General features: G+C 62.9%; 30 protein-coding genes. 10 read left to right on the top strand and 20 right to left on the bottom strand.

Translation table 11 applies throughout. The annotated features are described in order from the left end of the window. Positions 1-175 precede the first annotated feature (175 nt). On the top strand, positions 176-565 hold the full coding sequence (locus tag JWQ90_RS13500) for an SMI1/KNR4 family protein (protein WP_299694898.1): 390 nt from the start codon (positions 176-178) through the stop codon (positions 563-565). A 276-nt stretch (positions 566-841) separates the two neighbouring features. On the opposite strand, the gene JWQ90_RS13495 is transcribed toward JWQ90_RS13500, so the two are convergent. Beyond that, positions 842-1879 (bottom strand): IS110 family transposase, encoded by a 1038-nt coding sequence (locus JWQ90_RS13495; protein WP_299694895.1) that lies wholly within the window; start codon positions 1877-1879, stop codon positions 842-844. 168 nt (positions 1880-2047) lie between these two features. Between JWQ90_RS13495 and JWQ90_RS13490 the strand changes: the two genes are divergently transcribed. Together JWQ90_RS13490 and JWQ90_RS13485 are read left to right on the top strand one after the other, a co-directional pair. Next, positions 2048-2509 (top strand): hypothetical protein, encoded by a 462-nt coding sequence (locus JWQ90_RS13490; RefSeq protein WP_299694892.1) that lies wholly within the window; start codon positions 2048-2050, stop codon positions 2507-2509. 103 nt (positions 2510-2612) lie between these two features. Beyond that, complete coding sequence (locus JWQ90_RS13485; RefSeq protein ID WP_299694889.1) at positions 2613-2996, top strand: hypothetical protein; 384 nt, start codon at positions 2613-2615, stop codon at positions 2994-2996. A gap of 491 nt (positions 2997-3487) precedes the next feature. On the opposite strand, the gene JWQ90_RS13480 is transcribed toward JWQ90_RS13485, so the two are convergent. Next, positions 3488-4549 carry an IS110 family transposase gene (locus tag JWQ90_RS13480; RefSeq protein WP_299694886.1) on the bottom strand — a complete coding sequence of 354 codons (1062 nt, stop codon included), beginning with the start codon at positions 4547-4549 and terminating at the stop codon, positions 3488-3490. Positions 4550-5165: 616 nt separating this feature from the next. Here JWQ90_RS13480 and JWQ90_RS13475 point away from each other — a divergent pair. Further along, entirely contained in the window at positions 5166-5585 is a 420-nt protein-coding gene (locus JWQ90_RS13475; RefSeq protein WP_366919508.1) for a DUF1801 domain-containing protein, read from the top strand. A gap of 75 nt (positions 5586-5660) precedes the next feature. Further along, positions 5661-6122, top strand: a complete 462-nt coding sequence (locus JWQ90_RS13470; protein ID WP_299694880.1) for a GNAT family N-acetyltransferase — start codon at positions 5661-5663, stop codon at positions 6120-6122. Between the two features lie 130 nt (positions 6123-6252). Here the strand turns inward: JWQ90_RS13470 and JWQ90_RS13465 are convergent, their stop codons facing one another. The 11 genes from JWQ90_RS13465 to JWQ90_RS13415 all read right to left on the bottom strand — a co-directional run bounded on the left by JWQ90_RS13465 (position 6253) and on the right by JWQ90_RS13415 (position 14815). Further along, a complete protein-coding gene (locus JWQ90_RS13465) occupies positions 6253-7191 on the bottom strand; it encodes a hypothetical protein (protein ID WP_299694877.1) in 939 nt (312 codons plus the stop codon). 130 nt (positions 7192-7321) lie between these two features. Continuing rightward, the gene (locus tag JWQ90_RS13460; RefSeq protein ID WP_299694874.1) at positions 7322-7546 is read right to left on the bottom strand and encodes a helix-turn-helix transcriptional regulator; all 225 of its coding nucleotides are present in this window, start codon (positions 7544-7546) and stop codon (positions 7322-7324) included. A 3-nt stretch (positions 7547-7549) separates the two neighbouring features. Then, positions 7550-7975, bottom strand: coding sequence for a hypothetical protein (locus JWQ90_RS13455; RefSeq protein WP_299694872.1), 426 nt, complete (start codon positions 7973-7975; stop codon positions 7550-7552). 281 nt (positions 7976-8256) lie between these two features. Continuing rightward, the gene (locus JWQ90_RS13450) at positions 8257-8793 is read right to left on the bottom strand and encodes a PilZ domain-containing protein (RefSeq protein ID WP_299694869.1); all 537 of its coding nucleotides are present in this window, start codon (positions 8791-8793) and stop codon (positions 8257-8259) included. Positions 8794-8846: 53 nt separating this feature from the next. After that, positions 8847-9245, bottom strand: a complete 399-nt coding sequence (gene fliS, locus JWQ90_RS13445; protein WP_299694866.1) for a flagellar export chaperone FliS — start codon at positions 9243-9245, stop codon at positions 8847-8849. Positions 9246-9339: 94 nt separating this feature from the next. Then, complete coding sequence (gene fliD, locus JWQ90_RS13440) at positions 9340-10680, bottom strand: flagellar filament capping protein FliD (protein ID WP_299694864.1); 1341 nt, start codon at positions 10678-10680, stop codon at positions 9340-9342. A 14-nt stretch (positions 10681-10694) separates the two neighbouring features. After that, the gene (locus JWQ90_RS13435; protein WP_299694861.1) at positions 10695-11024 is read right to left on the bottom strand and encodes a flagellar protein FlaG; all 330 of its coding nucleotides are present in this window, start codon (positions 11022-11024) and stop codon (positions 10695-10697) included. 158 nt (positions 11025-11182) lie between these two features. Further along, a complete protein-coding gene (locus JWQ90_RS13430) occupies positions 11183-12331 on the bottom strand; it encodes a flagellin (protein ID WP_299694859.1) in 1149 nt (382 codons plus the stop codon). Positions 12332-12612: 281 nt separating this feature from the next. Further along, positions 12613-12912, bottom strand: a complete 300-nt coding sequence (locus tag JWQ90_RS13425; protein WP_299694856.1) for a hypothetical protein — start codon at positions 12910-12912, stop codon at positions 12613-12615. Continuing rightward, positions 12909-14513: a PepSY-associated TM helix domain-containing protein gene (locus JWQ90_RS13420; protein ID WP_299694854.1), complete on the bottom strand. Its 1605-nt coding sequence runs from the start codon at positions 14511-14513 to the stop codon at positions 12909-12911. Before JWQ90_RS13420 ends, JWQ90_RS13425 begins: the two co-directional genes overlap by 4 nt. 5 nt (positions 14514-14518) lie before the next feature. Beyond that, positions 14519-14815, bottom strand: coding sequence for a hypothetical protein (locus JWQ90_RS13415; RefSeq protein ID WP_299694851.1), 297 nt, complete (start codon positions 14813-14815; stop codon positions 14519-14521). Positions 14816-14917: 102 nt separating this feature from the next. Between JWQ90_RS13415 and JWQ90_RS13410 the strand changes: the two genes are divergently transcribed. Continuing rightward, positions 14918-16861: an alpha/beta hydrolase gene (locus tag JWQ90_RS13410; RefSeq protein WP_299694849.1), complete on the top strand. Its 1944-nt coding sequence runs from the start codon at positions 14918-14920 to the stop codon at positions 16859-16861. Between the two features lie 82 nt (positions 16862-16943). Here the strand turns inward: JWQ90_RS13410 and JWQ90_RS13405 are convergent, their stop codons facing one another. The 3 genes from JWQ90_RS13405 to JWQ90_RS13395 are packed head-to-tail and all read right to left on the bottom strand — an operon-like array spanning position 16944 to position 19068. Continuing rightward, positions 16944-18533, bottom strand: a complete 1590-nt coding sequence (locus JWQ90_RS13405) for a PepSY-associated TM helix domain-containing protein (protein WP_299694846.1) — start codon at positions 18531-18533, stop codon at positions 16944-16946. Next, entirely contained in the window at positions 18530-18805 is a 276-nt protein-coding gene (locus JWQ90_RS13400) for a hypothetical protein (protein ID WP_299694843.1), read from the bottom strand. The genes JWQ90_RS13405 and JWQ90_RS13400 overlap by 4 nt, the downstream gene beginning before the upstream one ends. Next, positions 18802-19068: a hypothetical protein gene (locus JWQ90_RS13395; protein ID WP_299694840.1), complete on the bottom strand. Its 267-nt coding sequence runs from the start codon at positions 19066-19068 to the stop codon at positions 18802-18804. Before JWQ90_RS13395 ends, JWQ90_RS13400 begins: the two co-directional genes overlap by 4 nt. A 289-nt stretch (positions 19069-19357) precedes the next feature. Between JWQ90_RS13395 and JWQ90_RS13390 the strand changes: the two genes are divergently transcribed. The 3 genes from JWQ90_RS13390 to JWQ90_RS13380 all read left to right on the top strand — a co-directional run bounded on the left by JWQ90_RS13390 (position 19358) and on the right by JWQ90_RS13380 (position 21556). Then, positions 19358-19519 carry a hypothetical protein gene (locus JWQ90_RS13390; protein ID WP_299694837.1) on the top strand — a complete coding sequence of 54 codons (162 nt, stop codon included), beginning with the start codon at positions 19358-19360 and terminating at the stop codon, positions 19517-19519. Between the two features lie 159 nt (positions 19520-19678). Further along, complete coding sequence (locus JWQ90_RS13385; protein ID WP_299694834.1) at positions 19679-20728, top strand: WYL domain-containing protein; 1050 nt, start codon at positions 19679-19681, stop codon at positions 20726-20728. A gap of 48 nt (positions 20729-20776) precedes the next feature. Beyond that, the gene (locus tag JWQ90_RS13380) at positions 20777-21556 is read left to right on the top strand and encodes a Fic family protein (RefSeq protein WP_299694831.1); all 780 of its coding nucleotides are present in this window, start codon (positions 20777-20779) and stop codon (positions 21554-21556) included. A 37-nt stretch (positions 21557-21593) separates the two neighbouring features. On the opposite strand, the gene JWQ90_RS13375 is transcribed toward JWQ90_RS13380, so the two are convergent. From JWQ90_RS13375 to JWQ90_RS13365, 3 genes are read right to left on the bottom strand one after another with little or no spacing between them, the layout of a single operon-like run. Then, positions 21594-21869 (bottom strand): type II toxin-antitoxin system prevent-host-death family antitoxin, encoded by a 276-nt coding sequence (locus tag JWQ90_RS13375; RefSeq protein WP_299694800.1) that lies wholly within the window; start codon positions 21867-21869, stop codon positions 21594-21596. Positions 21870-21906: 37 nt separating this feature from the next. Continuing rightward, complete coding sequence (locus JWQ90_RS13370; protein WP_299694797.1) at positions 21907-22146, bottom strand: BrnA antitoxin family protein; 240 nt, start codon at positions 22144-22146, stop codon at positions 21907-21909. Between the two features lie 59 nt (positions 22147-22205). Next, on the bottom strand, positions 22206-22382 hold the full coding sequence (locus tag JWQ90_RS13365; RefSeq protein WP_299694794.1) for a hypothetical protein: 177 nt from the start codon (positions 22380-22382) through the stop codon (positions 22206-22208). Positions 22383-22487: 105 nt separating this feature from the next. On the opposite strand from JWQ90_RS13365, the gene JWQ90_RS13360 reads away from it, so the two are divergent. Next, the gene (locus JWQ90_RS13360) at positions 22488-23492 is read left to right on the top strand and encodes a DEAD/DEAH box helicase (protein ID WP_299694791.1); all 1005 of its coding nucleotides are present in this window, start codon (positions 22488-22490) and stop codon (positions 23490-23492) included. Between the two features lie 77 nt (positions 23493-23569). Here JWQ90_RS13360 and tnpA read toward each other — a convergent pair whose 3' ends face one another. Continuing rightward, complete coding sequence (gene tnpA, locus JWQ90_RS13355) at positions 23570-24001, bottom strand: IS200/IS605 family transposase (RefSeq protein ID WP_299694788.1); 432 nt, start codon at positions 23999-24001, stop codon at positions 23570-23572. Positions 24002-24122 lie beyond the last annotated feature (121 nt).

Here is a 24122-nt window from a genome sequence, read left to right as displayed (position 1 = left end):
CCCCGCCAACATCAGCAGGTCCGAAACTCCCACAGGGGACTCGCACCCCATCAGTTCAGGCCCATGTCGGGCGTACACTAGGCGCTCCAGCCGACGTTTTTGCCTTCCGACTTTTGCTCGACTCATCAAGTTCAGCTCGCGGCAAAAACGCGGCTGAGCTTGGGCGTTGGACCGCATGATGGAATATCAGCTAAACGAACCAGCTACAGAAGAATCGCTGAAGATGTTACGGCAGCAGTACCCATTGCTGCCTCAAGAATATTTCGCCTTCCTCCAATCGTCAGATGGCGGAGAAGGTTTTCTCGGAATAAGGCCAGGTTATTTTCGCCTGTGGCCAGCAAGCGATGTCGCCAAATTCTCAATGGAGTATGAGCTGCAGATATATGCACCAGAGTATCTTGCGGTAGGGAGCAGTGGCGGTGGCGAGCTGTTTGTATTCCCAATATCCGGGCAGCCGGCCGGCATCTTCATGGTTCCAGCTATAGGAATGGCGCTAGACACAGTTAGGTTGGTGGCTTCGGAATTCAATCAGTTTGTGGCTGCGTTCGGTGGAGATTTGTCGTGAGGTCCAACTATCGTATATGGACTCCTCCCACAAGCCCGCAGGTAAAGCGGTGAAGTGATCGAGGCAAGCAGGTTCGGTTGCAGTCGTATATTCGGCTTCTGATGAAGCGGTGCCTTGCTTCGAGCCTTCATGGAATCCGCGCCCGGGTAGCCCTACGCTTCAGCGATCTTTGGAAGATCACGATAGTTATCGGCTTTGGCCCGAACCGGTCCGACCTGTTACGCCATGATCGTTTGCTTCTCCTGCGCAACCGCTGGAAAGTGAATAAAGTCTGCGTCACGCCACCGCGTGATTGCCGTTGAAATCGGTGCCATGCATCCAGCACGCCCACGCGATGCGGGCGATCTTGTTCGCCAAACCGGTTGCTGCCTTGTTGTGTCCAACTCTGCCATCAAGATCGACTGCCCATTGCTGCAGGCGATTCAGTGGGCGGCCGCTACGAAGCTGTTGCTTGGCTCGGAGCATCACGGATCGCGCGCCGTGGATCAGTAGCATGCGGACGTAGCTGTCACCGCGCTTGCTGATACCGCCGAGCCTTCGCGTATTGCCGCTGGAATGCTCCCGCGGTGTCAGGCCGAGCCACGATGCAAAGTACCGCCCGCTGCGAAAGTGACGGGCGTCGCCGGCGCTGGCGACCAGCGCGGTCGAGGTCAACAGTCCGATGCCGCTGACCTTCTGCAAAATCTGCACGGCCGGGTCATGCCGCGTCATCGCGGCCAAGTCACGCTCAGCCTGGACGGTACGATGCTCAAGCTGGCGAATCTCTTCGAGCATCGACTGTAAGCCAGGCCGAAGAAATGGCGGCACGTTCTGATGATCGATGGCCTCGGGAAACTGCTTGATTGCCGTCGCGGCGCCCATCGGAATCACCACACCCAGCTCGCGCAGCAGCCCGCGGAGCGTATTGATCCGCGCCGTCCGCGTTGCCATCCACTGGCTGCGCAGACGGTGCAAGGCTTGAAGCGCCTGCTGATCGGGCCGCTTGACCGGCACCGGCAGAATCTCGTTGTTCTTGGCCGCTTCGAGGATCGCCATGCAGTCGGCGCGATCGGTCTTGTTGCGTCGGCGATAAGCCCCGACGTACTGCGCCGGCATCAACTTGACCTTGTGGCCGTGACTCATGGCCAACCGTGCCCAGTGGTGCGCGCCGCTGCATGCCTCCATCACTATCTGGCAGGTCGGCAGCTTCAGCAGGTACCGAGAAAACGCCGCGCGGCTCAAACGCTGCCTTGATCCAACGTTCCCGCTCCGATCTGCCGCCGCCACCTCAATCACATCCTTTGCCAGATCCACCGCCACCGTCGTACATTCCATGTCAGGACTCCTTCCGTTGGTTCAGCTGATGACTTCACATCCAGCTTGGCACTCAGATGCCGCTAAAAACAGCGGGAGGAGTCCATTCCATCACTTCAAGACCGACGGCCCGGCCTTGCGGCCGGTCCGCGGCTTAAGCTGGCGTTGGGCTCACGAGGAAAAGTCGCAATGAAGAAAGCGCTTCAAGTTATTGGCATCATTTTCATCGCTCTGCTGTTAATCCTAGGGTGTTTTATTGGCTATGCCGCATATACGGGCACGCGACTCGACGCCTCAAGTAAAGAGTACGTAGATGCTGCTATCCCGGCCATCGTCAGCACTTGGTCGGAATCAGAGCTAACGTCTAGAAGTGCCCCTCAGCTTATGCAAGGCTCAACCCCGGAGCAGTTCCAGAAACTGTTTCATTGGCTAAGTAGCCTCGGTCCCATGAAAAAGTATTGCGGCTCCAAGGGCGATTCGAGTGTCTTTGTTTCGCCACAGCAAGGCAAGACCGTGTCAGCTAGGTATACGGCATGTGCGCAGTTCGAGAAAGGCGATGCGACCATTAATGTCGTTCTACTTCAAAACAAGGACAAGGCATGGGAGATAGCGGGCTTTCATGTAGATTCACCAGCACTGATTCCGCAGTGAAGCTCAGGCCCAACAACGCGCTCCACGCGACGTATTTGCCTCCGCTGCGCTACGGCAAATCCGCGCGTGAGCTTGGGCGTTGGGCCAAGAAGGAGGCAATGAAATGAATATCAAAGCGTTACCTTTTTCGTTGATGTATTTGCTTATTGTGGCGTGCAATCAAAATTCGGATGAAAACGAAGATGTCGTGTGCACGCTGAGCCTTGAACCGGGCATCATTATTTCGGTTGAGGATGCCAACACCCGCCAATCTATCGCCGGCTCTTCGACAGCCTTCCTGACAGATGGAACTTATCAAGAAACTGTAGAACCGCAGAATGCCGCAGCAGTTTATTTAGCTGGTGCGTTTGAGAGGGCTGGCACATACACCGTTAGAGTCCATCACGACGGCTATCAAGACTGGAGTGTGTCGGATGTTGAAGTCGAACAAGGTAAATGCCACGTCGTTACTGATGAACTTGCTGCTAGTCTGATCCCTATTCAATGATGTGGGGTTGTCTGTGGAGTATTGCCTTCGATCGCTCTCCGGGTCACATCATCATGTGCTGTCGGTGGTCAAAAGCCGACTACGCGGGCCAACTTATACAGTCGCTGGCAATCAAGCATGGACTGGCGTTCTATGACCCTCAAAGCGAGAGGGTTTCCTACCCAGACGGCGAGCCAGAGAAGAAGAAACCATGGTGGCGGTTATGGTAGTTGTGCCCAACAAGGCGTATATGGCTCTCACCCCACAAGCCCCGAATGACACAAAAGTCGTAAGTCTCACCAGCCCCGGTCGTCTGCGCTCGTATATCCGGCATCTCCGGTGTGGCTTTCCCGGGTGCCCTCATGAGAATTCGCGCCCTGCATCCTCTATCGCTCCATCGAGCTTTGTTTCAGGCTCGCCCTAGTTGCCGGGGTGTTTGCAGGGCCGGTCCGACCGGTGTGTCGTGAGGCGGTGTCTTCGAGGTTTACAGCGGTGAAATCGATACTGCCAATTTACGCGGCGACTGCTTTTGCCATACCAGCATCGTTGCCATCGTACTGATCGCCATGCGTCCACATGGCCCAGCAAATCCGGGCGAGCTTGTTAGCCACCGCGGCAATCGCCTTGTGCATGCCGATGCGATCGTGAAGCTGGGTGGCCCGGAGCTGGACTCGGTTGAGTTTGTCGGGCGCCTTGTTTCGAAGCGCCAGCGCGACGCTCAGGGCGCTGCGCGCGCCGTGCACCAGCAGCATACGGACATAAACGTCACCGCGTTTACTGATCCTGCCGAGATGACGGTTGTTGCCAGAGCTGTGCTCCAGAGGCGTCAGCCCCAGCCAGGCGGCGAGCTGCCGTCCGTTCTTGAAATGGCGGGCATCCACCGCGCTGGCGGTCAGGGCACTGGCGGTAAGCGGGCCGATCCCGCTGATCTGCTGCAGGTGGGTGGCCGCGGGATTCTGTTTATTCAACGCGATGATCGGTCGTTCGGCATCCGCCATGCGCCGACTGAGCTGACCGATCTCGTCGAGCAACTGATGCAGTAGACCGTGCAGGGCATCCGGTACTTTCTCAATGCATGCAGCCGCCTGCGCGATGGCCTTGTCAGCGCCCAGAGGAATAACCTGACCAAACCCGAGCAAATGGCCGCGCAGTGCATTGATCCTTGCAACTCGCGCCGCCTTCCAGCCTTCGCGCAGACTGTGGACCGCTAGCACCAGTTGCTGCGTTTGGTTCTTGACCGGTACCTCTTTGATCTGCGCGTTGCGATTGGCTTCGAGCAAGGCCTCGGCGTCTGCCGCATCGGTTTTGTTCCGCCGACGATACGCACCCACATGCTGGGCCGGCAGCAATCGCACCTTCAGGCCCATCCGCTGGCATTCGCGTCCCCAGTAGTGCGCTGTGGCGCAGGATTCCATCACCACCACCACATCGCGCCACTGCCCCATCTGCAAGGCAAAAGCCCGACGGCTGGCGATGCGCTGCCGAGAGAGAACCCGGCCTTTCCCGTCACCATAGGCCACCTGGAAAACATCCTTTGCCAAATCAACCGCGATGGTTGTAACGTCTTTCATCATGACCGCTCTCCCGAGATTGGAATCATCAGACTGCCGCAAAAATGTGCGCGGTGGGAGCCATTTCATCACTGCACCGTCCCTACCTCCCGGCTTTTGCTCTTGTGGAGAGAGCACTCGGCGGCAGGGCCGCGGCTTAGCTCGCGTTAGGGTAAAACAACTGCGGATATTGAGCTGGGCTGCTTTCGTCATCTGCCTGCCGTTTATGTTCTTTCTTATCGAGTTACCAATCGTGTATTGGCAGAGCCCGCTCAACCAGCCGCATAGATCAGAGCCAATGCAAGGCTGGGTTTTCATCAGTATTTATGGAGTAATTCCTTCTTCGGTTCTGGCATGCTTAATCTGGCTGCAGCGTCGAAGCAGTTCACGAGTCGTACTCGGTATTTGGGCCATTCCAACATGCACCCTCCTCGCGTCAGCCAGCGCAGTCATCTATCTCTTTGCGGTAGCGCTCTAACCCGGCGCTCAACCGGCGGCCTGTAAACGGGCCGCCGGTCAGCTCGTTGGACCTGAAAAGATAATGAGCGAAGATGAGAAAGCAAAGGTCGGCTTTCCAATTAAGCTGGCGTCATGTGGCGTCGTTTTGAAGTCTTACATCTGGATCTTCCAGGAGGACAACATGAAGAAGTCGGACGCGAGTCAGGATCAGCCGGCATCGGAGTTGATCTCGAAAAGGATCGCCGAACTTGGGGACTGGCGCGGGGAGACCCTCGGCAGAATGCGCAGGCTCATCCAGGATGCGGACCCCGACGTGGTCGAGGAGTGGAAGTGGATGGGCACTCCGGTTTGGTCGCATGACGGCATCATCTGCACCGGCGAGTCCTACAAGAAGGTCGTGAAGCTTACCTTCGCCAAGGGCGCGGCTCTGAAAGATCCGGCCGGTCTCTTCAACTCGAGCCTGGACGGAAACCTGCGCCGTGCGATCGACATCCACGACGGAGAAGAAGTGGACGGGCCGGCCTTCAAGGCGCTCGTTCTCCAGGCCGTCGCCCTCAACAGTTCCGGCAAGTCGAAACCTTCGAAGAAAGCGAAGCTTTAGGTGCTCCGCCCCTGAACAGGTCGCACATCGGGCGATTTCTTCGAAGCTCAAGCACCCACGTAACGAGAACGGCCCTTGAAAGATCCCGTCACGATTCGCCCCGTTGCAACAGAAGACTTCCCGCTCTGGGAGCCACTCTGGAATGGCTATAACGCTTTCTATGGCCGCGTCGGCAGTACGGCGCTGCCGGCGGATGTGACTCAGACGACCTGGTCTCGGTTCTTCGATGCCCACGAGCCGGTGCATGCGATGGTCGCAGAGAGCTCTGGCAGGCTGCTTGGCCTGGTGCACTTTCTTTATCACCTCAGTACCACCTCCATCGCCCCGATCTGCTATTTGCAGGACCTGTTTACCGTTGAGGAGGCGCGAGACAAGGGCGTTGGTGGGGCGCTGATCAACGCGGTGTATGAACGCGCGCGCGCCGCTGGCTCGCCACGTGTCTACTGGCAGACGCATGAAACCAATCGGGTGGCAATGCGGGTCTACGACAAGCTTGCCGACAAGTCTGGTTTCCTGGTCTATCGAAAAGCGCTATGAGCGTCCCCTGTGTCGAGATACTTTTCAAACAAGGACACGGAATAGGGCAGGCGTCCGCAAGGGATTGCCGACCTACGGTGGCTCGGGCGCTGCAAGCCTGTTACGTCGCCAGCATCGCGGCGCCGTTGGTCTAAGCCAGCACGTCTCTGCGCGCACTGCGTTTCAGCCGGCGCGCCAGTGACACGAACTCGATATCGGTACGTGATTCGAGGATCTCGGCGCGGGTCTTGATGGCGTTCCAGTCGGGATCGAAATCCGGATCGTTGAACGCGAACAGCAGCTGGTTGCCGCCTTTCACTTTCAGGCTGATGCAGTGGCCGTCGAAGGCCAGTGACACGAGGCGCTGCATGTCGTCGGCGCGATCTTCGATGCCGATCAGGTTGATCACGACCACGCCCTGCGGGCTCAGGTGCTGGCGCAGGCCGCGATAGAAAGCCGGCTTGCAGAACGAGGGCGCGATGCCCTTGGCGTCGCAGGCGTCGATCAGCACCACGTCGGCGGTATCGTCGGTGGTGGCGAAGTAGTCGATCGCGTCGGCCTGGAGCACGCGCATGCGCCGGTCCGGCGGCGGCAGCGCAAACAGCTCGCCGAGCGCGATCACGTGCTCGTCGATCTCCAGCGTGGTCACCCGCGCGCGCGGCAGTTGCCGATAGCAGAACTTGCTCAACGAACCGCCGCCGAGCCCGACGACGACGACGTGGCGGGGGCTGGGCTGGAACAGCAGGAAGGCGGCCATGCTCTGCGTGTAGGCGAAGATCAGCGCGTCCGGCTGCTTGATCGTCATCGCGCTCTGCACGTAGCGCAGGTCGAAGTGCAGGCGCCGCGTCTCGCCGTCGTCGACGACGAAGGGCCTGGCGTAGGTCTTGTCGCGGAAGCTCTCGAGCAGGTCGGCGAGATCGGTGTCGGAGGGCTCGAGAATGCGGATCACGCCCTCTTCGCCGAAGTATCCGCCGGGGATCTCGAACCAGTCCTTTTTCTTGCTGACGGGCTTGCGCCGCGCACGCGCAGGCGGCGCGGCGGCAAGCGGCGCCGCAACGGGTTTTTTCTTGTCGATGATTTTTTTGACCAAGGCTCGGATCATGCTCGTGGCGCGAAGCTAGTGTCGAGACGCGACACCAAGTGTTCGGCCAGCGTTGTTTTGTAGTGCGAAAAGCATAGCAGCTAGTGCTCGCGACAAAAGCGGCGGGTCACGACCCGCCCTACGGTTTGCGGTACTGGAAGACTGCTTCCAGCGGCTTGCCGAACGCGGCCGCGATGCGGAAGGCGAGTTCCAGCGACGGCGCGTACTTGTCGCCTTCCAGCGCGATGATGGTCTGGCGCGTCACGCCCGCCTGGTCGGCGAGCTGCTGCTGCGTCAGCTCGCCGCACTCGAAGCGCAGGCGCCGGATCTGGTTGCTGATGACCGGGGTTTTCGCCGTGGCCATCAGCTAGCTGCCGAGCCGGTAGCCGACCACGCGGGTTGCAAACTTGGTCGCCTCGGCCAGGCAGAAGCACAGCAGCAGCAACTCGGTTTTCAGCCCCAGCACCAGTGAGTCCTTCCACCAGAACATCGGCGTGAAGATCACCACTGCCAGCGAAATCAGCAGCAGATGGTAGGCATAGCGGAAGGACTTGGCCTCGATCGCCAGATCGCGCTCGTCCTTGGGCTCCTGCCGCGTCTTTGCACGCACCAGCATTGCGTAGAAGCCGTTGACCAGCACGCTCAAGGCCACCGCGCCGATGAACACCGGGAGCGTGCCCGTTGACTCGTAAAGGCGGTCGACAATCAGATGAAAAACGTAGACGAAGTAAGCGCCCCAGACGAATACCGTGTCCAACAGGCACATCCAGGCGGCTTTCTCGCGGAACGACATGGCTTGCTCTTGGAATCGCCGAAAAGCGGCATGAGCGCAATGTATGTTTTAAATTACATTAAGTCAACTATAGCGAACATATCCGGGCGGGTCATGACCCCAATGGCACTACCTTAAGCATTGCGGTCCCTTCTCCCTCCGGGAGAAGGTGCCCCGAAGGGGCGGATGAGGGGCTGTCCGGCGGGAAGAAGCCCCTCACCCGGCGCTCCGCGCCACCCTCTCCCGCAAGCGGGAGAGGGGATTTTCTTCTTAAGGTAGTGCTATTGGGGTCGCGACCCGCCCTACACGCGGCGCGAAGCGGCCACTGCGCGGCGATGCTGCTGGAATACGTAGCGCTCGAGCGCGAGCTGCGCCGCCTCGTTGACGGACAGGAAAGACGCCTCCGCCTCGGTGGCGTCGCCGGGCTGCATGCGCGCCGGCCAGCGCAGGGGCTGCAGCACGATCGGGTGCAGATGCAGTTCCACCCAGCCCTGTGCATCGGCAGGCGCGGTATCCGCGTCGCGCGGCCAGCGCAGGCCGCTCCATGACAGGCGCAGCGCCTTGCGCGGTGGGCGATCGAGGAAGCGCGGCGCGAGTTCGGCGACTGCCGACAGCAGCAGATCGAGCTTGGCGTGCAGGCGCTGGATCTCGACGTCCTGCGGCGTGGGGTGTTCGATGGTCGAGCCGCGTTCTTCGAACTGCGCGATCTGAGCCAGCACACGCTGGTTCATTTCGGCGGCCTGCTCCAGATCGGCCGGTGCGAAGTCGCCCGACACTGGCAACCAGCGCATCGGCGCATCGAGGCGATAACTCAGCGCGGCTGCGCTTGCGTCGGACATCGCGTTCTCCTCTGCTGTCGTGGCGCGCATTGTAGGCTCGCCGCCGACTGCGCTCAGCGCGCCGGCGCGATCTGGTCCCAACCGCTCTTGACGGTCATGATCAGGCCCGAAACCTCGGCCAGCGCGTCGGCGTCGTTGGCGGCATTGGCCTGGGTCATGCGGCGCAATGCGTATTCGTAGAGCGCATCCAGGCGCTCGGCCAGCAAGCCGCCGGCCTTGTGGTCGAGCACTACACGCAGATGTTCGACGATCTGCATCGCGCTGTTGATCGAGCGCAGCTTGGTGGTGACGTCGGCACGGCCGATCGCGGAGCGCGCGGTCGCCAGGCGCTCGAGCACGCCGTCGTAGAGCATCGAGATCAGGCGGTGCGGGCTGGCCTCGTCGGCCATCGCGGCGGAAGCGGTGTCGCTGTAGTAGCGCATGCGCGCCGCCGATGCGTAGGAGGGAGCCATTTCAATGAACCTTGAGGTTGCGCCGGAGATGACTAGACATCGGCGCAAACGATCAAAACTGTAGGCTTTTTCAGGCTTTTTCGATTTTCGCGAATCAGCTGTTGGCCTTCTGGTTGTAGCGCTCGTTGTCCATCTGATCGAGGTACGAGGCAACGTTCTTGTACTTGCTGACGATGGAATCCAGCGCGTTGAACTGATTGCGATACTGCTCTTCCCTCTTGCTCATCTTGGTGTTGAGCTCGGTGCGATCGTCGTCGATCTTGGCCAGCGACTTGTCGAGGATGTCGAGCCGGGATGCGATCGGCCCGTCGGCGTCGAGATAACCGCCGACGAGCTTGTTCATCGCGGTCGCGATACCGGTGGTGGCTCCGAACAGGTTGGCGATCGAGTCGGTGTCGGTGACCAGCGCGTCGGCCAGCGTGACGCTGTTGAGGCTCAGCTTGCCGGTCACATCGGTTGCGATGCCGATCGACGACAAGCTGCTGAAAGCGCCCGAATCGGCTGAGTTGCTGAGCATGCCGCGCATCTGCTGCATCAGCGTGCGCACGCTGGTATCGCCCATCAGCGCGCCACCGGTTTGGGTCGACGAGTTGTAGGCAGTCAGCGTCGCGTAGGTGCTGAGCAGAGTGTTGTAGCTGTCGACAAAACTGCCGATGGCGCTGGTCGCCGAGCTGTCGTCGTTGCTGACCGACAGCGTCACCTTGGTGCCGATGGCGGCCGATACCAGGTCGATGCTGACGCCGTCGGTGACGTTGGCGATATGGTTGTACGCGCTGGTACGCACGTAGGAGTTGTCGATCTTGATCTGCGCGTCGGTCGCGCTCTGCAATTCGGTGAAGCTGGTCAGCGAGGTGCCGACCGTCACTGCGTTGGCGGTGCCGGTGTTGGCGGCGGTGAGCACCATGCGCACGCCGGTATCGTCGGCCACCAGGTTGGCGCTGACGCCGACGTTGTCGCTGGCCTTGTTGATGGCGTCGCGCAGCTGCGACACCGTGGTCGTTGCGGTCGCCGTCACGGTGAACGAGTTGCTGCCGACGGTGAAGGTCATGGCGCCGGCGCCGACCAGCGCCGTGCTCGACCCGAACGGTGCCGAGCCCAGCTTCTGCGCGCGCGCCAGCGACAGCACTTCGACCTGCGTGGTGCCGGTATGCGCGGTCTTGGCGGCCGTGGCGCTCAGAATGCTGGTGCTGGAGCTGGTGACCGAGCGCTTGCTCAGATCGCCGCCCGCGGTCAGCGCGCTGAGCGCGGTCTGCAGGCTGCCCATCGCCGACTTCAGCGAGCCCAGCCCGGAAATCTGCGTATTGGTCTTGGTGGTCAGCGCGGTCAGCCGCGTGTCCTGAACGCTGCGTTCGGCCGAAATCAGCTTGGTGACAAGCGTGTCGACGTCGAGGCCGGAACCGAGGCCGGAAGAAGTGATGCTGCTGGTGGACGCCATGGCGGGCTCTCTCTTTATGCAATCTGCTTGAGCAAAGCGGGGGTTTCGTTCTCGTTCTGCAAGGCCCGTGCGAGCCGCAGAGCCTCCTCGCTCGGGAGTTGCCGGATCAGGGTGCCGTCGCGGGCATCCAGTATGGTCACGACGAGGCGTTTGCTCTCCTCGTCGACATGAAAATGCAGCTCCGCGTGGCGGAGCATGTAGTGTTCGTTGAGCTGGTCGGCCGCGGCCTGCAGGGCTTTACGCTCTGCCGTCGAGGGCTTTTTGACGTCGGTTTCCTGGCGCTGTTTCTGCGCCGATCCGTCGTCGATGGCCGCGACGCGATTCGCCGCATTGACCGGCGCCACGACGCGAGCCCCGGCATCGACGGGAGTCGATGTCGGGGCCGCGATGGGATTAACCAACATGGCGCAATGCCAGGCGTCGGCTACTCAGTGCCAGGTCGGCGACGCGGCGGCGGCGAGAGGATAGCGAACTACGATCCCGTCGCCGCCGCGCCTCGGCCTTAGCCCTGGAGCAGCTTCAGCACGCCCTGCGCCGAGCTGTTCGCCTGGGCCAGCATCGAGATGCCAGCCTGCTGCAGCACCTGCGCGCGGGACAGGTTCGCCGTTTCCTGAGCGAAGTCGGTGTCCTGAATGCGGCTGCGTGAAGCCTGCAGGTTCTCCGACGTCGTGTCGACCGAGGAGACCACCGAGCTGAACCGGTTCTGCACCGCACCCAGGCCGGCGCGCGAGGTGTTGATCTGGCCCAGCGCGCTGTCGATCTGCTTGATCGCGAGCTGCGCACCGGCGTAGCTGGACACGTCGAGCGTGGTCAGGCCGGTCTGGTTGGTGGCGGTGGCGGTGACGCCGGTGGCGCCGTCAAAACCGGTCAGCGTCGCGTCGTCGGTGCCGCCAACGGTGATCGTGGCTTCCGAGGTCAGCATGATCTGGTTGGTGGTGGAGTCGACGTAGGCGTTGACGCCGGTCGTGGTGGAGACGTTGTTGATCGCCTCGACCACCTGGGCGCCGCGCTCGGCGGCGGTGCCGACGGAGGCAAGAGCGCCGACATCGGTGCCGTTGATCGTCAGCGAACCCGCAGCGGCGGCACCGGTGCCCAGAGTGGCAACCTGCGTGGAAGCCGTGGAGGCGGTGCTGACGCTGCTCAGAGCGGCGAGGTTGGCATCGGCGACGTTGCTGACGGTGATCGTTTCGCCGGCGTTGGCGCCGACCTGGAACACGGCGCCGGTGAAGCTGCCGTCGAGCACCTTGGTGCCGTTGAAGGCGGTGGTGTTGGCAACGCGGTCGACTTCGGACTTGAGGCTGGTGACTTCGGTCTGCAGCGCGTCGCGGTCGCTCTGCGAGTTGGTGGCGTTGGACGACTGCACCGCCAGTTCACGAATGCGCTGCAGGTTGTTGGTGACTTCGACCAGCGCGCCTTCCGCCGTCTGCGCCAGCGAGATGCCATCGTTGGCATTGCGCGAGGCCTGGCCGAGACCGCTGATCTGCGAAGTGAAGCGCTGCGCGATCGCAAGACCGGCGGCGTCATCCTTTGCGCTGTTGATGCGCATGCCGGAAGACAGGCGCTGCATAGCCGTGTTCAAAGCGGCCTGGGACTTGTTGACGTTGCGCTGTGCATTGAGCGACGCCACGTTGGTGTTGATGGTTTGTGCCATGACTGTGACTCCTAAAAGTTAGTGGGTTCCCGGCGTGGCTGTCGAAGGTCCTGCCCGGATGCCTCGGCGCTTAGCCCATGGGTTTGGAGCTTCGCCGCTGCTGATTGAGTTAACGGAAGCTCCTGGAAAAACTTTAATCAGGGGTAAATCCATCACTCACGAAAATGCTATCGGCACGGCAAAGCCCAACTGTAGGTCGGCAATCCCTTGCCGACGTGAGGCCTCGGTTGCGCATCGGGTGCAGACGTCGGCAAGGGATTGCCGACCTACCACAGCGCCCGTCATTTCACCGAGGTGCCGGGCGGCGCCAGCCAATTGACCCACAGCCAGCCGCCGGCGAGCAGGGCGCCGAGCCAGATCAGCAGGGCCGGCCAGGCGCCGGCTGCGATCAATAGCGGTGCCGGCGATAGCGCGATGAGCACGGCAATGCGGCGCTGCCGCGGCGTCCATGCCGATGCGCGGCGCATGGCCGGTGCAGTGCGCGGCAGGCTGCGCAGGCGTTTGGGATCGCGCAGCGCGATCAGCGCCAACATCAGCAGGCTCGGCACCAGCGACACAGCGCAGATGATCGCGGTACTCAAGCCTGCGTCGCGCCGGCGGCAGTGGCATCGACACTCGGCTGCGCCTTGCGCGGCGCGGGCCGGCGACGGCGCAACGCCGCCAGACACAGCGCGCCGGCCAGCAGCACCGCGACGTCGATCGCGATCACGCCGAGATGGCCGCTCGCCAGCGCCTGTGGCCACGACGGCCCACCGCTGCACCAGCGCAGCAGCGGCAGGCCCGCCAGCGATACGCCGGTAGTCGCGAGCAGCACACCTCGCAACAACGCCGGGCTCAATACGATCGCGAGCACACCGCTGATTGCGGCCGTCACCAGGAACAGATTCATCATCGCGCCGTTGACGTCGCCGCCCGCGGCGCGCACCGGAAAATACGCATAGCCGACCACGATCAGCGACAGCGGCAAACCGTAGCCGACCCAGGCGACACCGCGGCCGAAACGGCGCCACGCCGGCAGCTCGATGCGGCGCTGCGTCCACAGCAGCATGCCGGTGAACGTCACATAGGCGCCGGCAAAACCGAGCGCGAACCACACCGCCTTGGAGGCGATGCCGGCGAAGTTGCCGAAATGCAGCGGCGCCATCAGTGCCGACAACGTGCCGCCAGCCGACGGCACTTTACCCAGACTCGGCTTCTCGCTGAGCCAGCTGCCGCTGACGCCGTCATAGGTATAGATCGTGCCGATCAACTGCCCTTCGGCGGGCATCATGAACAGCGTCATGTGCGCGTCGGCGCGGCCCCAGTGCTCGACCGCCAGGAACGATACCTCGGCCCCGGCGCGACGGCGTGCGTCGGCCATCATCGCGTCGATGTCGCCGATCCCGGCCGGCGTGGCATCGCCGGCGGGCGGATTGCCGACGATGGCTTCGATCGCCTGCTGCTGGTCGCCGCCGAACGCGATCATCGCCATCACCGGAATGCCGAACGAGCCCGAGAAACTGTAGAAGCTGCCGGTGAACGCGAGGATGAAGGCGAACGGCAGATTCCAGGTGCCGGCGACGACGTGGATATCGCGCATCGCCAGCAGCTTTTGCCGGTGCCGGCGCAGCGTGAACAGCTCTTTGATCAGGTGACGATGGATCACGAAGCCGGTCACCGCGGCGACCATCATCGCCAGGCCCAGCATGCCGGTCAGCAGCAGGCCCCAGGGATCGGGCACGTGCAGGCGCACGTGCATGTCGATGAAGAAATTCGCCAGCGCGTTGGGCGCATCGAGTTGCTCGATCTGCTCACCAGTGCCTTCGTGGCGCGCGATCACCTGCCCTGTCGCCGGATCAAGATCGGCATGCACGCCGCGCTCGATCGGCTCGCCGTCGGCGTCCTGTTCATGGCGATGAAAGAAGGTATACAGCCGACCGCCGGCACGCGGGAAAAAGAACGTGCTCTCGTAGAACTGCGGATCGACCGTCTTGGCGAAGGCTTTCAAGGCAGCGCCGCTGTTCGGCGGAAAGCGTTCGGCGGGCACCTCGGCCAGCGGGCTGGACCAGTCGCCGATTTCGTCGGCAAAAACCGAGGCGACGCCGGTTACGATCACTGCGTAGAGCAGCATACCGAGCAGCACGCCCGACCAGCCGTGAATCGCCAGCAGCGTCCTGGCTTCCTGTTGCGGGAGACGGACCATGCGCATCAGCTCCGAATGAGATGCCGCGCGATCAGCGCAGCGTTGACCAGCGCCGCGATCAGCACCACCCAATAGGCGCGGCCGATACGCCGATCGAGACAGGCGTAGAAAAACACCAGCGCCCAGATCGCCGGGAACAGCACGATCGGCAGCACCAGGTTGTCGATGTGCTCAGCGCCCTCGGGCAGCCACAAGGCGCCGCCGCCCATGATCAGGCCGGCGGTGATGAAGGCGAGCGGGCCGGCCAGCACGATGCGCGGCCACAGCCGCGATGACGGAGGACTGTTTGAAGTGGCTTGCATGGCCGTAGTCTAAATGCGAAGACTTCTCATTATCAACGGGGTAGACCCGCTGCACTCGCTTCTGTCAGCATCCGACGCTGGATATTTCTGGGGGAAACCGCGATGAAATCCGTCTGCACAGCGGTAGCGCTGCTGGGCCTGGCCCTGTCGATCCCAGGCACCGCCAGTGCCGCGACCCAAACTCTGAAAGTCGGCACGCTGGCCCTGCAGCCCTGCGTCGGCGGCACGGCCTGGTGCGGCAGCATCGCCCGGCCGATCGACCCGGCCGGCGAAGTGCCGGGCACGATCCCGATCGCGTTCGAATATCACCCGCGCCGCGACACCACGCAGCCGGCACTGGGCACGATCGTCGCGGCCGAAGGCGGGCCCGGCTATTCGACGACCGCGAGCCGCAGCTACTACCTCGAGCTGTTCAAGCCGCTGATGGACCGGCGCAGTCTGCTGATGGTCGACAACCGCGGCACCGGCCTGTCGGCGCCGATCGATTGCCGCCGCCTTCAGCTCGAATACCCGATCACCCAGGAGGCCGTCGCCGCCTGCGGTGCGACACTCGGTGACACCAGCGATCTGTATGGCACCGGCCTCGCCGCGGACGATCTGGCCGCGGTGCTCGATGCGCTGCAGACCGGCAAGATCGATCTATATGGCGACAGCTACGGCACCTATTTCAGCCAGACTTTCGCCGGCCGCCATCCGACGCGGCTGCGCTCGCTGACGCTCGACGGCGCCTACCAGGTCACGCACCTGTCGCCGTGGTATCCGGCGAACGCGGCAACGGTGCGCTATGCCTTCGACACGGTCTGCGAGCGCGCAGCGGCCTGCCGCGATCTGCCGGGCTCCTCGCTGGAGCGGCTGAGCCAGTTGGCGGCTTCGCTGCGCGCGGCGCCGATCAGCGGCAGCGCGCCGGATGGCAATGGCAACACGATCACCGTGACCGCGGAGCCGAGCGCGCTGGCGTTCGCGATGTTCACCGCCGGATTTTCCAAGATCATCTATCGCGAACTCGACGCCGCGGCGCGCGCGTATCTGGACAACAGTGACAGCGCGCCGCTGCTGCGTATCCTCGCCGAAACCCAGGGCGACTATTACCCGCGCGTGGTCGACAAGCAGCTGCGCTTTCTAAGCTCGGGCCTGTACGTCGCAGTCAGCTGCAGCGACTACCCGCAGATCTACGACATGACCGCGACGCCGGCGCAGCGCAGCCTGCAGCGCGACGCGGCGGTGGCGAAAAAGAACGCGGCGAATCCCGATCTGTATGCGCCGTTCACGATCGAGGAGTTCGCCGGCATGCCGCTGGACTACAGCCTGCTCGACCTGTGCCTGAGCTGGCCGGTGCCCTCGGCCGCGCATCTGCCGGGCGTGCCGGTGCCGGCCGACGTGAAGTTCACGGCAGCGCCGACCCTGGTGCTGTCGGGTGAACTCGACACGGTGACCGCGCCGCCCAGCGGGGCCGCGGCCGCCGCGCAGTTCCAGAACTCGCAGCAGGTGATCGTCGCCAACAGCTTCCATGTCACCGCGCTCGGCGATACCGACGACTGCGCATCGAAGCTGGTGCGGCGCTTCGTCAGCACGCTGTCGCCCGGCGATACCTCGTGCTCGACCGGCATCGTGGAAATCCGCACGACGCCGGCGTTCGCGCGCTCGTATCAGCAGGTGGCCTTGCCGCAGGCGGGTGCCGGCAACCAGGCCAAGGACAAGGCGCTGCGTGCGGCGGCGGCGGCCGTGCAGAGTGTCGGCGACGCGATGAACCGCTGGTGGGTCAACTACGACGGCGACGGCGTCGGCCTGCGCGGCGGCAGCTACAGCGTCGCGTCGCAAGGCAGCGGGGTTTATCACTACGCGCTGGATACGTATCAGTGGACCGCGGATCTGCCGGTGAGCGGCACGATCGACTGGGACCGCGGCAGCGGCGCAGTGTCGGCGCAGGTCACGGTCAGCGGCGGCAAGCTGCAGGTGACGTGGAACGATGCACAGCCCGGCGCGATCGCGACGGTCACCGGCAAGCTCGACGGCAAGACGGTGGTCGCGACGCTGCCGGCGCCGTAAGCCAGTCCATTCGCTGACCTGTAGGAGCGGACCTTGTCCGCGATTGAAACCTCACCGACACAATCGCGGTCAAGGACCGCTCCTACAGTGGATCCAGCGACGGTTTCTTCCGGGTCGACCAGACGCTGTTCGGATCGCCGAGTGCGGCGCGGCGCGATGCGGCGCGCGCCATCGCGATAAAAGCCAGGCCGATCAGCAGCGCAATCAGATCGACGCCGAACACCGGCCACAGACCCTGGAGCGCGCTGCGCAACAGATGGTCACCGGTGACGACCGCGTCGATGAGCGGCAGAGCGATCATCACCAGCGCGCAGGCCCACGACAGTTCGATCGCCGCGCGAATCGGCGGCCGGGCGAGCGCCCACAACAGGGCCGCGAAAAAGCCGGCGTAGTACGCACGCGATTCCCACAGCGCGTGATGCGCCAACGACTCCGGCAGCGCCAGCGTCGCAACACCCGCGAGGCCGATGCCGAGCACGCAACCCAGCGGCACACCGACCGCGAAACCGGCGAACACGCGATGATGCCGCGCCTGCCCGGGCTCGCGGCGCTTGCGCCGCGATTCCAGCCACAGCAGGTTGCCGCTGTAGAACAGGAAGCTGCCGGCCAGGCCGAGCATGCAGTACACGAACTTCAAAACCGGCCCGCCGTACTGGCCGTAGTGGAAGGCGGTGAGTCCGCCCTGGGCCGACCAGTAAGGCTCGCGCTCGCCGGGCTTGCGCTGCTTCAGGATGCGGCCGCTGTCCGCGTCCATCAGCACCATGACGTCGCGCATGAAAGCACCCGGCAGCTTGCCCTGCACCATCGCCATCGCGCTGCTGTCGCCATAACGCTCGATGCGCACTTGCATCGGCTGCAGCGCCGGCACGGCGGCCACCGCGCTGTCGATCAGCGCCGACAGCGGCAGCATCGCCGCCGGCTGCCCGCTCAGCGAGCGCGGAATGCTGAAAGCGGTGACGCGCTGCATCGCGGTACCGGCCTTGCCGTCGAACACCAGCGAATTGAAAACGGAAAGGATCACGAACGTGGTGCACAGCAACGCGCCGGTGTACGCGTACATCAGGTGAAACGGCAGCGACAGCACGCCGATGACGTTGTGCACGTCCTGCCACAGCTGCTTCAGGTTCTTGCCGATGCGCAGCGCGAACAGGTCGGACAGCAGATTCGGCAAGTGGATGATCAGGCCCGACACCAGTGCCAAAGCGTAGATCACGCAGATCAGGCCCATCAGGTAGAGCCCGAACATTGTCGGCAAGCCGAGTGTGTAATGCAGCCGGTAGACCAGATCCGGGAAGCCGCTGCGGGCTTCAGCCTCGCCGTCGTACGAGGCGGCGCCCGGCACGGACAGATTGCGATAGCTGAAACGACCATCGATGCTCTCGAACCAGTACGCGTAGCTGCGCGCGGTCTCCGGCCCCTGCAGCAGCACGGTCAGGTTGCTGCGGCTCTTCGGATATCGCGTGACCACGTCATCGAGCAGCTGCTGAGCGTCTGCCAGCGACTGCCGGCCGACATGACGCAGCGTGGGATCGGCCCATTGATGCAGCTCGTCGTAGAACATCGTGATCGCGCCGGCGTAAAACGCGATGAACAACGCAAAGCCGGCCAGCAGCCCGGCCCAGGTATGCACCTGCTTGTAGGTACGCAGCGTGCGCGCGCCGAAGGCGATCACACCGGCAGCACGACGACAGCGGCCGCGCGCAAGGCCCACAGCAGGCCATAGCACGCAAGGTTCGCCAGGCCCAGCGACGCCCATGCACGAAGCCCGCTGCGGATGCGAAAGCTCAGCGTCATGATCGCGATCCACAGCGGAATCAGCAGCAGCGTCGCCGTCATCAGCGCCGCGTCGAAGGATGGCAGCGCCAGCAGCGCATACAGGCCACAGAGTCCAGCCGACAGGATCAGGCCGAGCAATACGCCGGCCGTGGTCTGCCCCCAGATCAAGCCGCCGCTCGCAGACGGCGGCGCAGCACCGACAGACCCGGCAGCAGAACCCAGACGAGCATCGCCACCGACAGCGCGGTGAAGATGCCGGAGGCCAGGCCCAGCGCCAGGCTCCAGCCGCACAGCGCGGCGCACTGCGCGAGCACGGCCGCCGACAGCAGCGCCGATCTCGCCGGAACCGCGCGCCAAAGCCGCTGATTCGGCGAGCTGGCATACGCAGCGAGCGCGGCCACTGCGCTCGCCAACACACTGAATAGGATCATTGGGAGTCGATGGGCTCGAAGGCCGGCCAGTTAAAAGCATTAGCTTAGACTGCTGGCGACACGGCGACGCCATCCATATAAGCAGTGCCGCTGCGGGACGGATCATGACCCAGCGCTTTTGCATCAACCTCAAGGTCGCGATTCACCCGGCGGGCCAATGCTCAACATTTGCAAATGATAGTGAATCGCATCTACGATGCGTACTCACGCAACCGGCCAGCCCTCCGCAAGCCTGCGCCGTCCCGCCGCGATCCGGCGCGGGCGTCATGCATCAAAGGAGGGTTTTGCGATGAACGAACTGGGCTGGTTTCTGATTGCCGATCTGCTGGGCTGCCTGCTGATCGTGCTGTTGCTGGCAGCGCTGACCAGCGACAGGCCGGGCGAACGGCGGCAGACGAAAGCCTCGGCCAAGCGTCGGCACACTAGCGCCTACGCGATCCGGCAGGCCTGAGCCCGGCGGCTTTAACCGAGCGACTACCGGCGCTGGATCAGCAGGCAGTCCTCATCCACCAAAAGCCAACATCGTGAGCCGGACCTGGGTCACAGAGTGCCGGTGCCAGGCGGCAAGCGAGGGCTACACTCGACACCCATGCCACTCCGGGGGAGCGCTTTGGACACACTGGACAAGTTCGAGCGCGTCTTCAAGCTGCATCGCGAGCTGGCAGGACGAAAGAACGGCATCAGCTTCGACGATCTGCAGAGCAATCTCGGCTGGACGCGATCGACGCTGCGCCGGACGATCAACTTTTTGCGTGACGGGCCGTTGCACGCGCCGGTGGTGCACGAGCCCTCACGTGGCGGCTTCCGCTACGACGGCGACGCCCTGTACGAATTGCCCGGCCTATGGTTCTCGGCAGAGGAATTGTCCGCGCTGCTGGTACTCGAAGAGGCCACCGCCCAGCAACCGCTGGGGCTGCTGTCCGAGGCGCTGGCCCCGGCCGGCAAACGACTGCGGAAACTGCTGGAGCAAAGCGGTGTCGGCGTGCCGGACTGGCGCTTCCGCGTGCGCCTGCTGCGCATGGCAGCGCGCTCCGTCGGCACGCAGTTCAGCATCGTCGCCGACGCGATGTCACGCCGCAGCCGCCTGCGCATCGACTATCACGCGCGCAGCGACGACCGCATGGCACCGCGCATCGTCTCGCCGCAGCGGCTGACGCTGTACCGCGACAACTGGTATCTCGACGCCTGGTGCCACACACGAAACGATCTGCGCATCTTCGCGCTCGACCGCGTCATCGCCGCCGAGCTACGCGATGAACCCGCACAGGAAGTGCCCGCGGACCAGCTGAATCAAACGCTGACGACCAGCTACGGCATCTTCGCCGGAGAACCCACCGCCACCGCCGTGCTGCGCTTCTCGCCCGAAGCGGCGCGCTGGATCGCGGCGGAAACCTGGCATCCGCAGCAACAGGACACCACCGACGAAACCGGCCACCTCGTCCGCCGCCTGCCCTACCACCGCGCCGACGAACTGGCGATGGACATCCTGCGCCATGGCGCGGACGTGGAAGTGCTGGAGCCGGCAATGCTCAGGCAGAACGTGATCGCGCGGCTGCAACGCGCGCTCGGCCGATATGCGCCTTCGCCGGCGAACAATGAACTGCCGGATGAGAAAAGCGCCCCGCCTGCACCCGCGATCAATTTTAGGTCCAGCCTTTGAATCTGCTCGGCGTTAGGCTCATTGGGATAGCAATTGACGGGACCAGCGATGTGGCACAAAGCCACCCGACGAGAACAAAAGAGCCATGTGAACTGGATTCAAGCTATTCATGAATGGCGGCAGCGCTCGCCGCCCCAGCAACAAGGCATTCGACAAGCTCGGGTGATGGACAAGGTTCTGAGGAGCATGGCCTTCGAGAACGAGCCCATCGACCGCAGGCAATTGGAGTCCGAAGTCGACCGACTGCGACGGACTCCGGCGGATGACTCGTCACCGATCGAGCCCGACAGAGCGACCCTCCGGATCGGCGCCCGAGTCGCACTGCTACAACATTCGATTGCCGACGGCCAGTTCGATAATCGCGCACTCGACGGCGATCTGCTCCGCGAACTGCACCGCCGTATCTGCGCCGACGTCGCGCCCGACATCGCCGGACGGTGGCGTCTGCAGAACGTACAGATCGGCCGCCACGAGCCGCCCGCATATGCCCATGTGCCACAGCGGATGCGCGACTACGAGCTTGACCTGCAGACACGGATCGCGGCGCTCAGCCCCGAGCCGCGCGAGCTGTGGCTGGAAGCGCTCGCCTTCGCCGAAGGCCGCCTCCTCAGCATTCACCCGTTCGCCGACTTCAACGGTCGGACTACGCGGGTCTTTCTCGATCTGCTGACATTCAAGCTTGCACTGCCGGACATTGATCCCACGCCGGACGAAGGCGAACCAAGAGCACGCTATCTGCATGCGTTGCGTAGCGCGGACCGGAACAATTGGGCGCCGCTTACAGAAGTTTGGCGGGACCGGCTCGAAAAAACCGAGGCCGCCCAATGATCCAACACAATAGCGTCCCCACAATGCGCCGCCGGTGTCACGATCGGCGTTGCTGCCTCACAATATCGGACAGGCTCGGCAGCGAGTCGTCCAGCGTCTCCGGCGGGTCGAGCCCCACCGGCCCCGGACTGGGAGCCGCTCGAAACCATGACTGCCGCGCCAACCGCTCCCGGAGCGATTCACCCACCGCAGGCGGCGGCACCAACAGGGCCACCACGCGCCCACCTAAGGTCACCATCAACGTCTCACCGCGCTCGACGCGGCGCAGGTATTCGGACAGATGGGCTTTGAGTTCTCGGACGGTGACGGACATGGCTTGCTCGCAGTTCATCGGTACACACCAGCCTTTCTCAGCCCTTCTTTCCCGGCCCCTTGTGGGCCTCCACGTATGCACGCAGCAACGCAATGATCCGGCTCTGGAACCCTGGCCCCGAGGCACGAAACCAAGCCAGCACGTCACGATCAATGCGCAAGGTGATCTGGCCCTTGCCGGCACGCGGCGGCCTCAACCCCTGGCGCACGATACCGCGAGCGAAAGCGGCGGGATCAATCGGTGGGCTATCGCTGAGGTCGATGTCCTCATCTTTCATGGAGCGGAGTCGCTTCCAGTCAGTGAGGGATTCCGAGGGTTTTGTAGAAGAGGGCTTGCTCACTTGAACCAGGGCCGCCAGCGTAGCGTGCCGATCGCGGATTCCGCCCATGCCGGCAGCGGCACGAGATGCCCTATCACCCGGCCATGGAAAGCGGCATCTATAGATTCGACCTGCCTCACCGAACGCAGATATTCGGACAGATGGGGTTTGAGTTCGCAGACGTTGAAGAACATGACTTGCTTCCGGTCTGGTGGCCGCAGTGGGGTTAAAGTAGTCACGCGCAATCAAATGGTCAAACTCCACGGCGACACCAACCCGATCGTCACTCTGAGAGTGATATGAACTACGGCACTGTTTTTAGAGGAGCGACTTGCACGGATCACAGCCAGAACGGATTCGATCCGATGGCCTGGCAGTGCCGGCTGGCTTGCGGCGAGACTGCCGCCCCCCAAAAACCGGAAACTCTGACAAGTGGAGTCGCATGCGAATCTCGCCTGATCGACATACCCACCGGTTGCGGCAAGACAGAAGGCTTGATCCTGGCTTGGCTTTGGAACCGCGTTGTCCTGAACAAGCTGGACTGGCCGACGCGGCTGGTTTACTGCGTGCCGATGCGAACTCTGGTAGAGCAAACCCGTGAACGCGTTGCCGCATGGTCAACGAACCTGCTCAACTCTGCGGCGGAGCTTGATCTCCGGCCCGAGGCGCTCGCCGACTTACGCTGGCTGGCCGAGCACTCGCCGGTCATTCTGATGGGCGGCGAGGAAAGCACCTCCGAGACCAGGGAATGGGACATCCACCCTGAGAAGCCCGCAATTCTCATCGGCACGCAGGACATGCTTCTTTCCCGTGCGCTCAACCGCGGTTACGCCATGCGCCGACCCCGCTGGCCCATGCATTTCGGTCTGCTGAACAACGATTGCCTGTGGATATGCGATGAGGTCCAGTTGATGGGACCCGGTGTCGCCACGGCATGCCAACTGGAAGCGTTCCGCCGTGACACAACAAACGTGGCCGGATCGCGCGGTCTCGCATCGTTTTTCGGTTCTCGCTCGGCTACTTGGTATGCCTCGGCTACGTCAAGTCCGAACGCTCTGAAAACACGTGAATGGCGTGATGTCCAGCGGCCCAGCAACTTTGTCTTTTCCCTCTCCCAGCCGGAAAAGTCCGACACCTCCTCGACCATCGGTCGCCGGCGTTGGGCGCTCAAAAAATTGGCCGTGCATCGGGATTGGCACTTCGGTGACAAGCAGCCGCCGGAGGAAAGGGTCGTCGCTATCATCGACCGCCATCGTGAGATGGTAGCCGCAATAAGTATCCCCCGGCAAAGCCGGGGGTTTTAGGTTGTGAGCCGCTCAAAGCGGCTATGCGGGGTCGCTAACGCGGCCCCGCTTGGGTCGGGCCACCACAAGGTGGCCCATCAGCGTAACAAGCTCAGTTGGTCTATTCGCTGGTCCTCCTGTTCTTGGTTGCGGATGTACGCGCGTATCACCGCCTCGTCTCGCCCCACCGTCGATACGAAATAGCCTCGCGCCCAGAAGTGCTGCCCTACAAAATTCCGCTTCCGCTCCCCGTACACCCGGGCCAGATGAATCGCGCTCTTCCCTTTGATGTACCCCACCACCTGCGATACCGCATATTTCGGCGGTATCGCGATCATCATGTGCACGTGATCCGGCATCAGATGACCTTCCTCAATCCGGCTTTCCTTCTGCTCCGCCAGCCGCCGGAATACCTCTCCCAAGTGCTCTCTCAAACCCACGTACAGCGTCTTCCTGCGACACTTCGGTATGAAAACAACATGGTATTTGCACTCCCACTTCGTGTGACTTAGCGTCTCTGCTTGGTCCATTGATGAAACTCCTCTGCGTTTGCTTGGCGGCTCACGCTCCGGAGTTTCATTGATGGACCGCCCGATACGTCGAACGTCTACTGCCTCCCCGGCAGAGCCGGGGGGTCTCCCATCGGACTAG

The organism is Hydrocarboniphaga sp. (genome assembly GCF_028291725.1).
GTDB lineage: Bacteria > Pseudomonadota > Gammaproteobacteria > Nevskiales > Nevskiaceae > Hydrocarboniphaga.
This window is presented reverse-complemented; position numbering and strand designations above follow the sequence as displayed.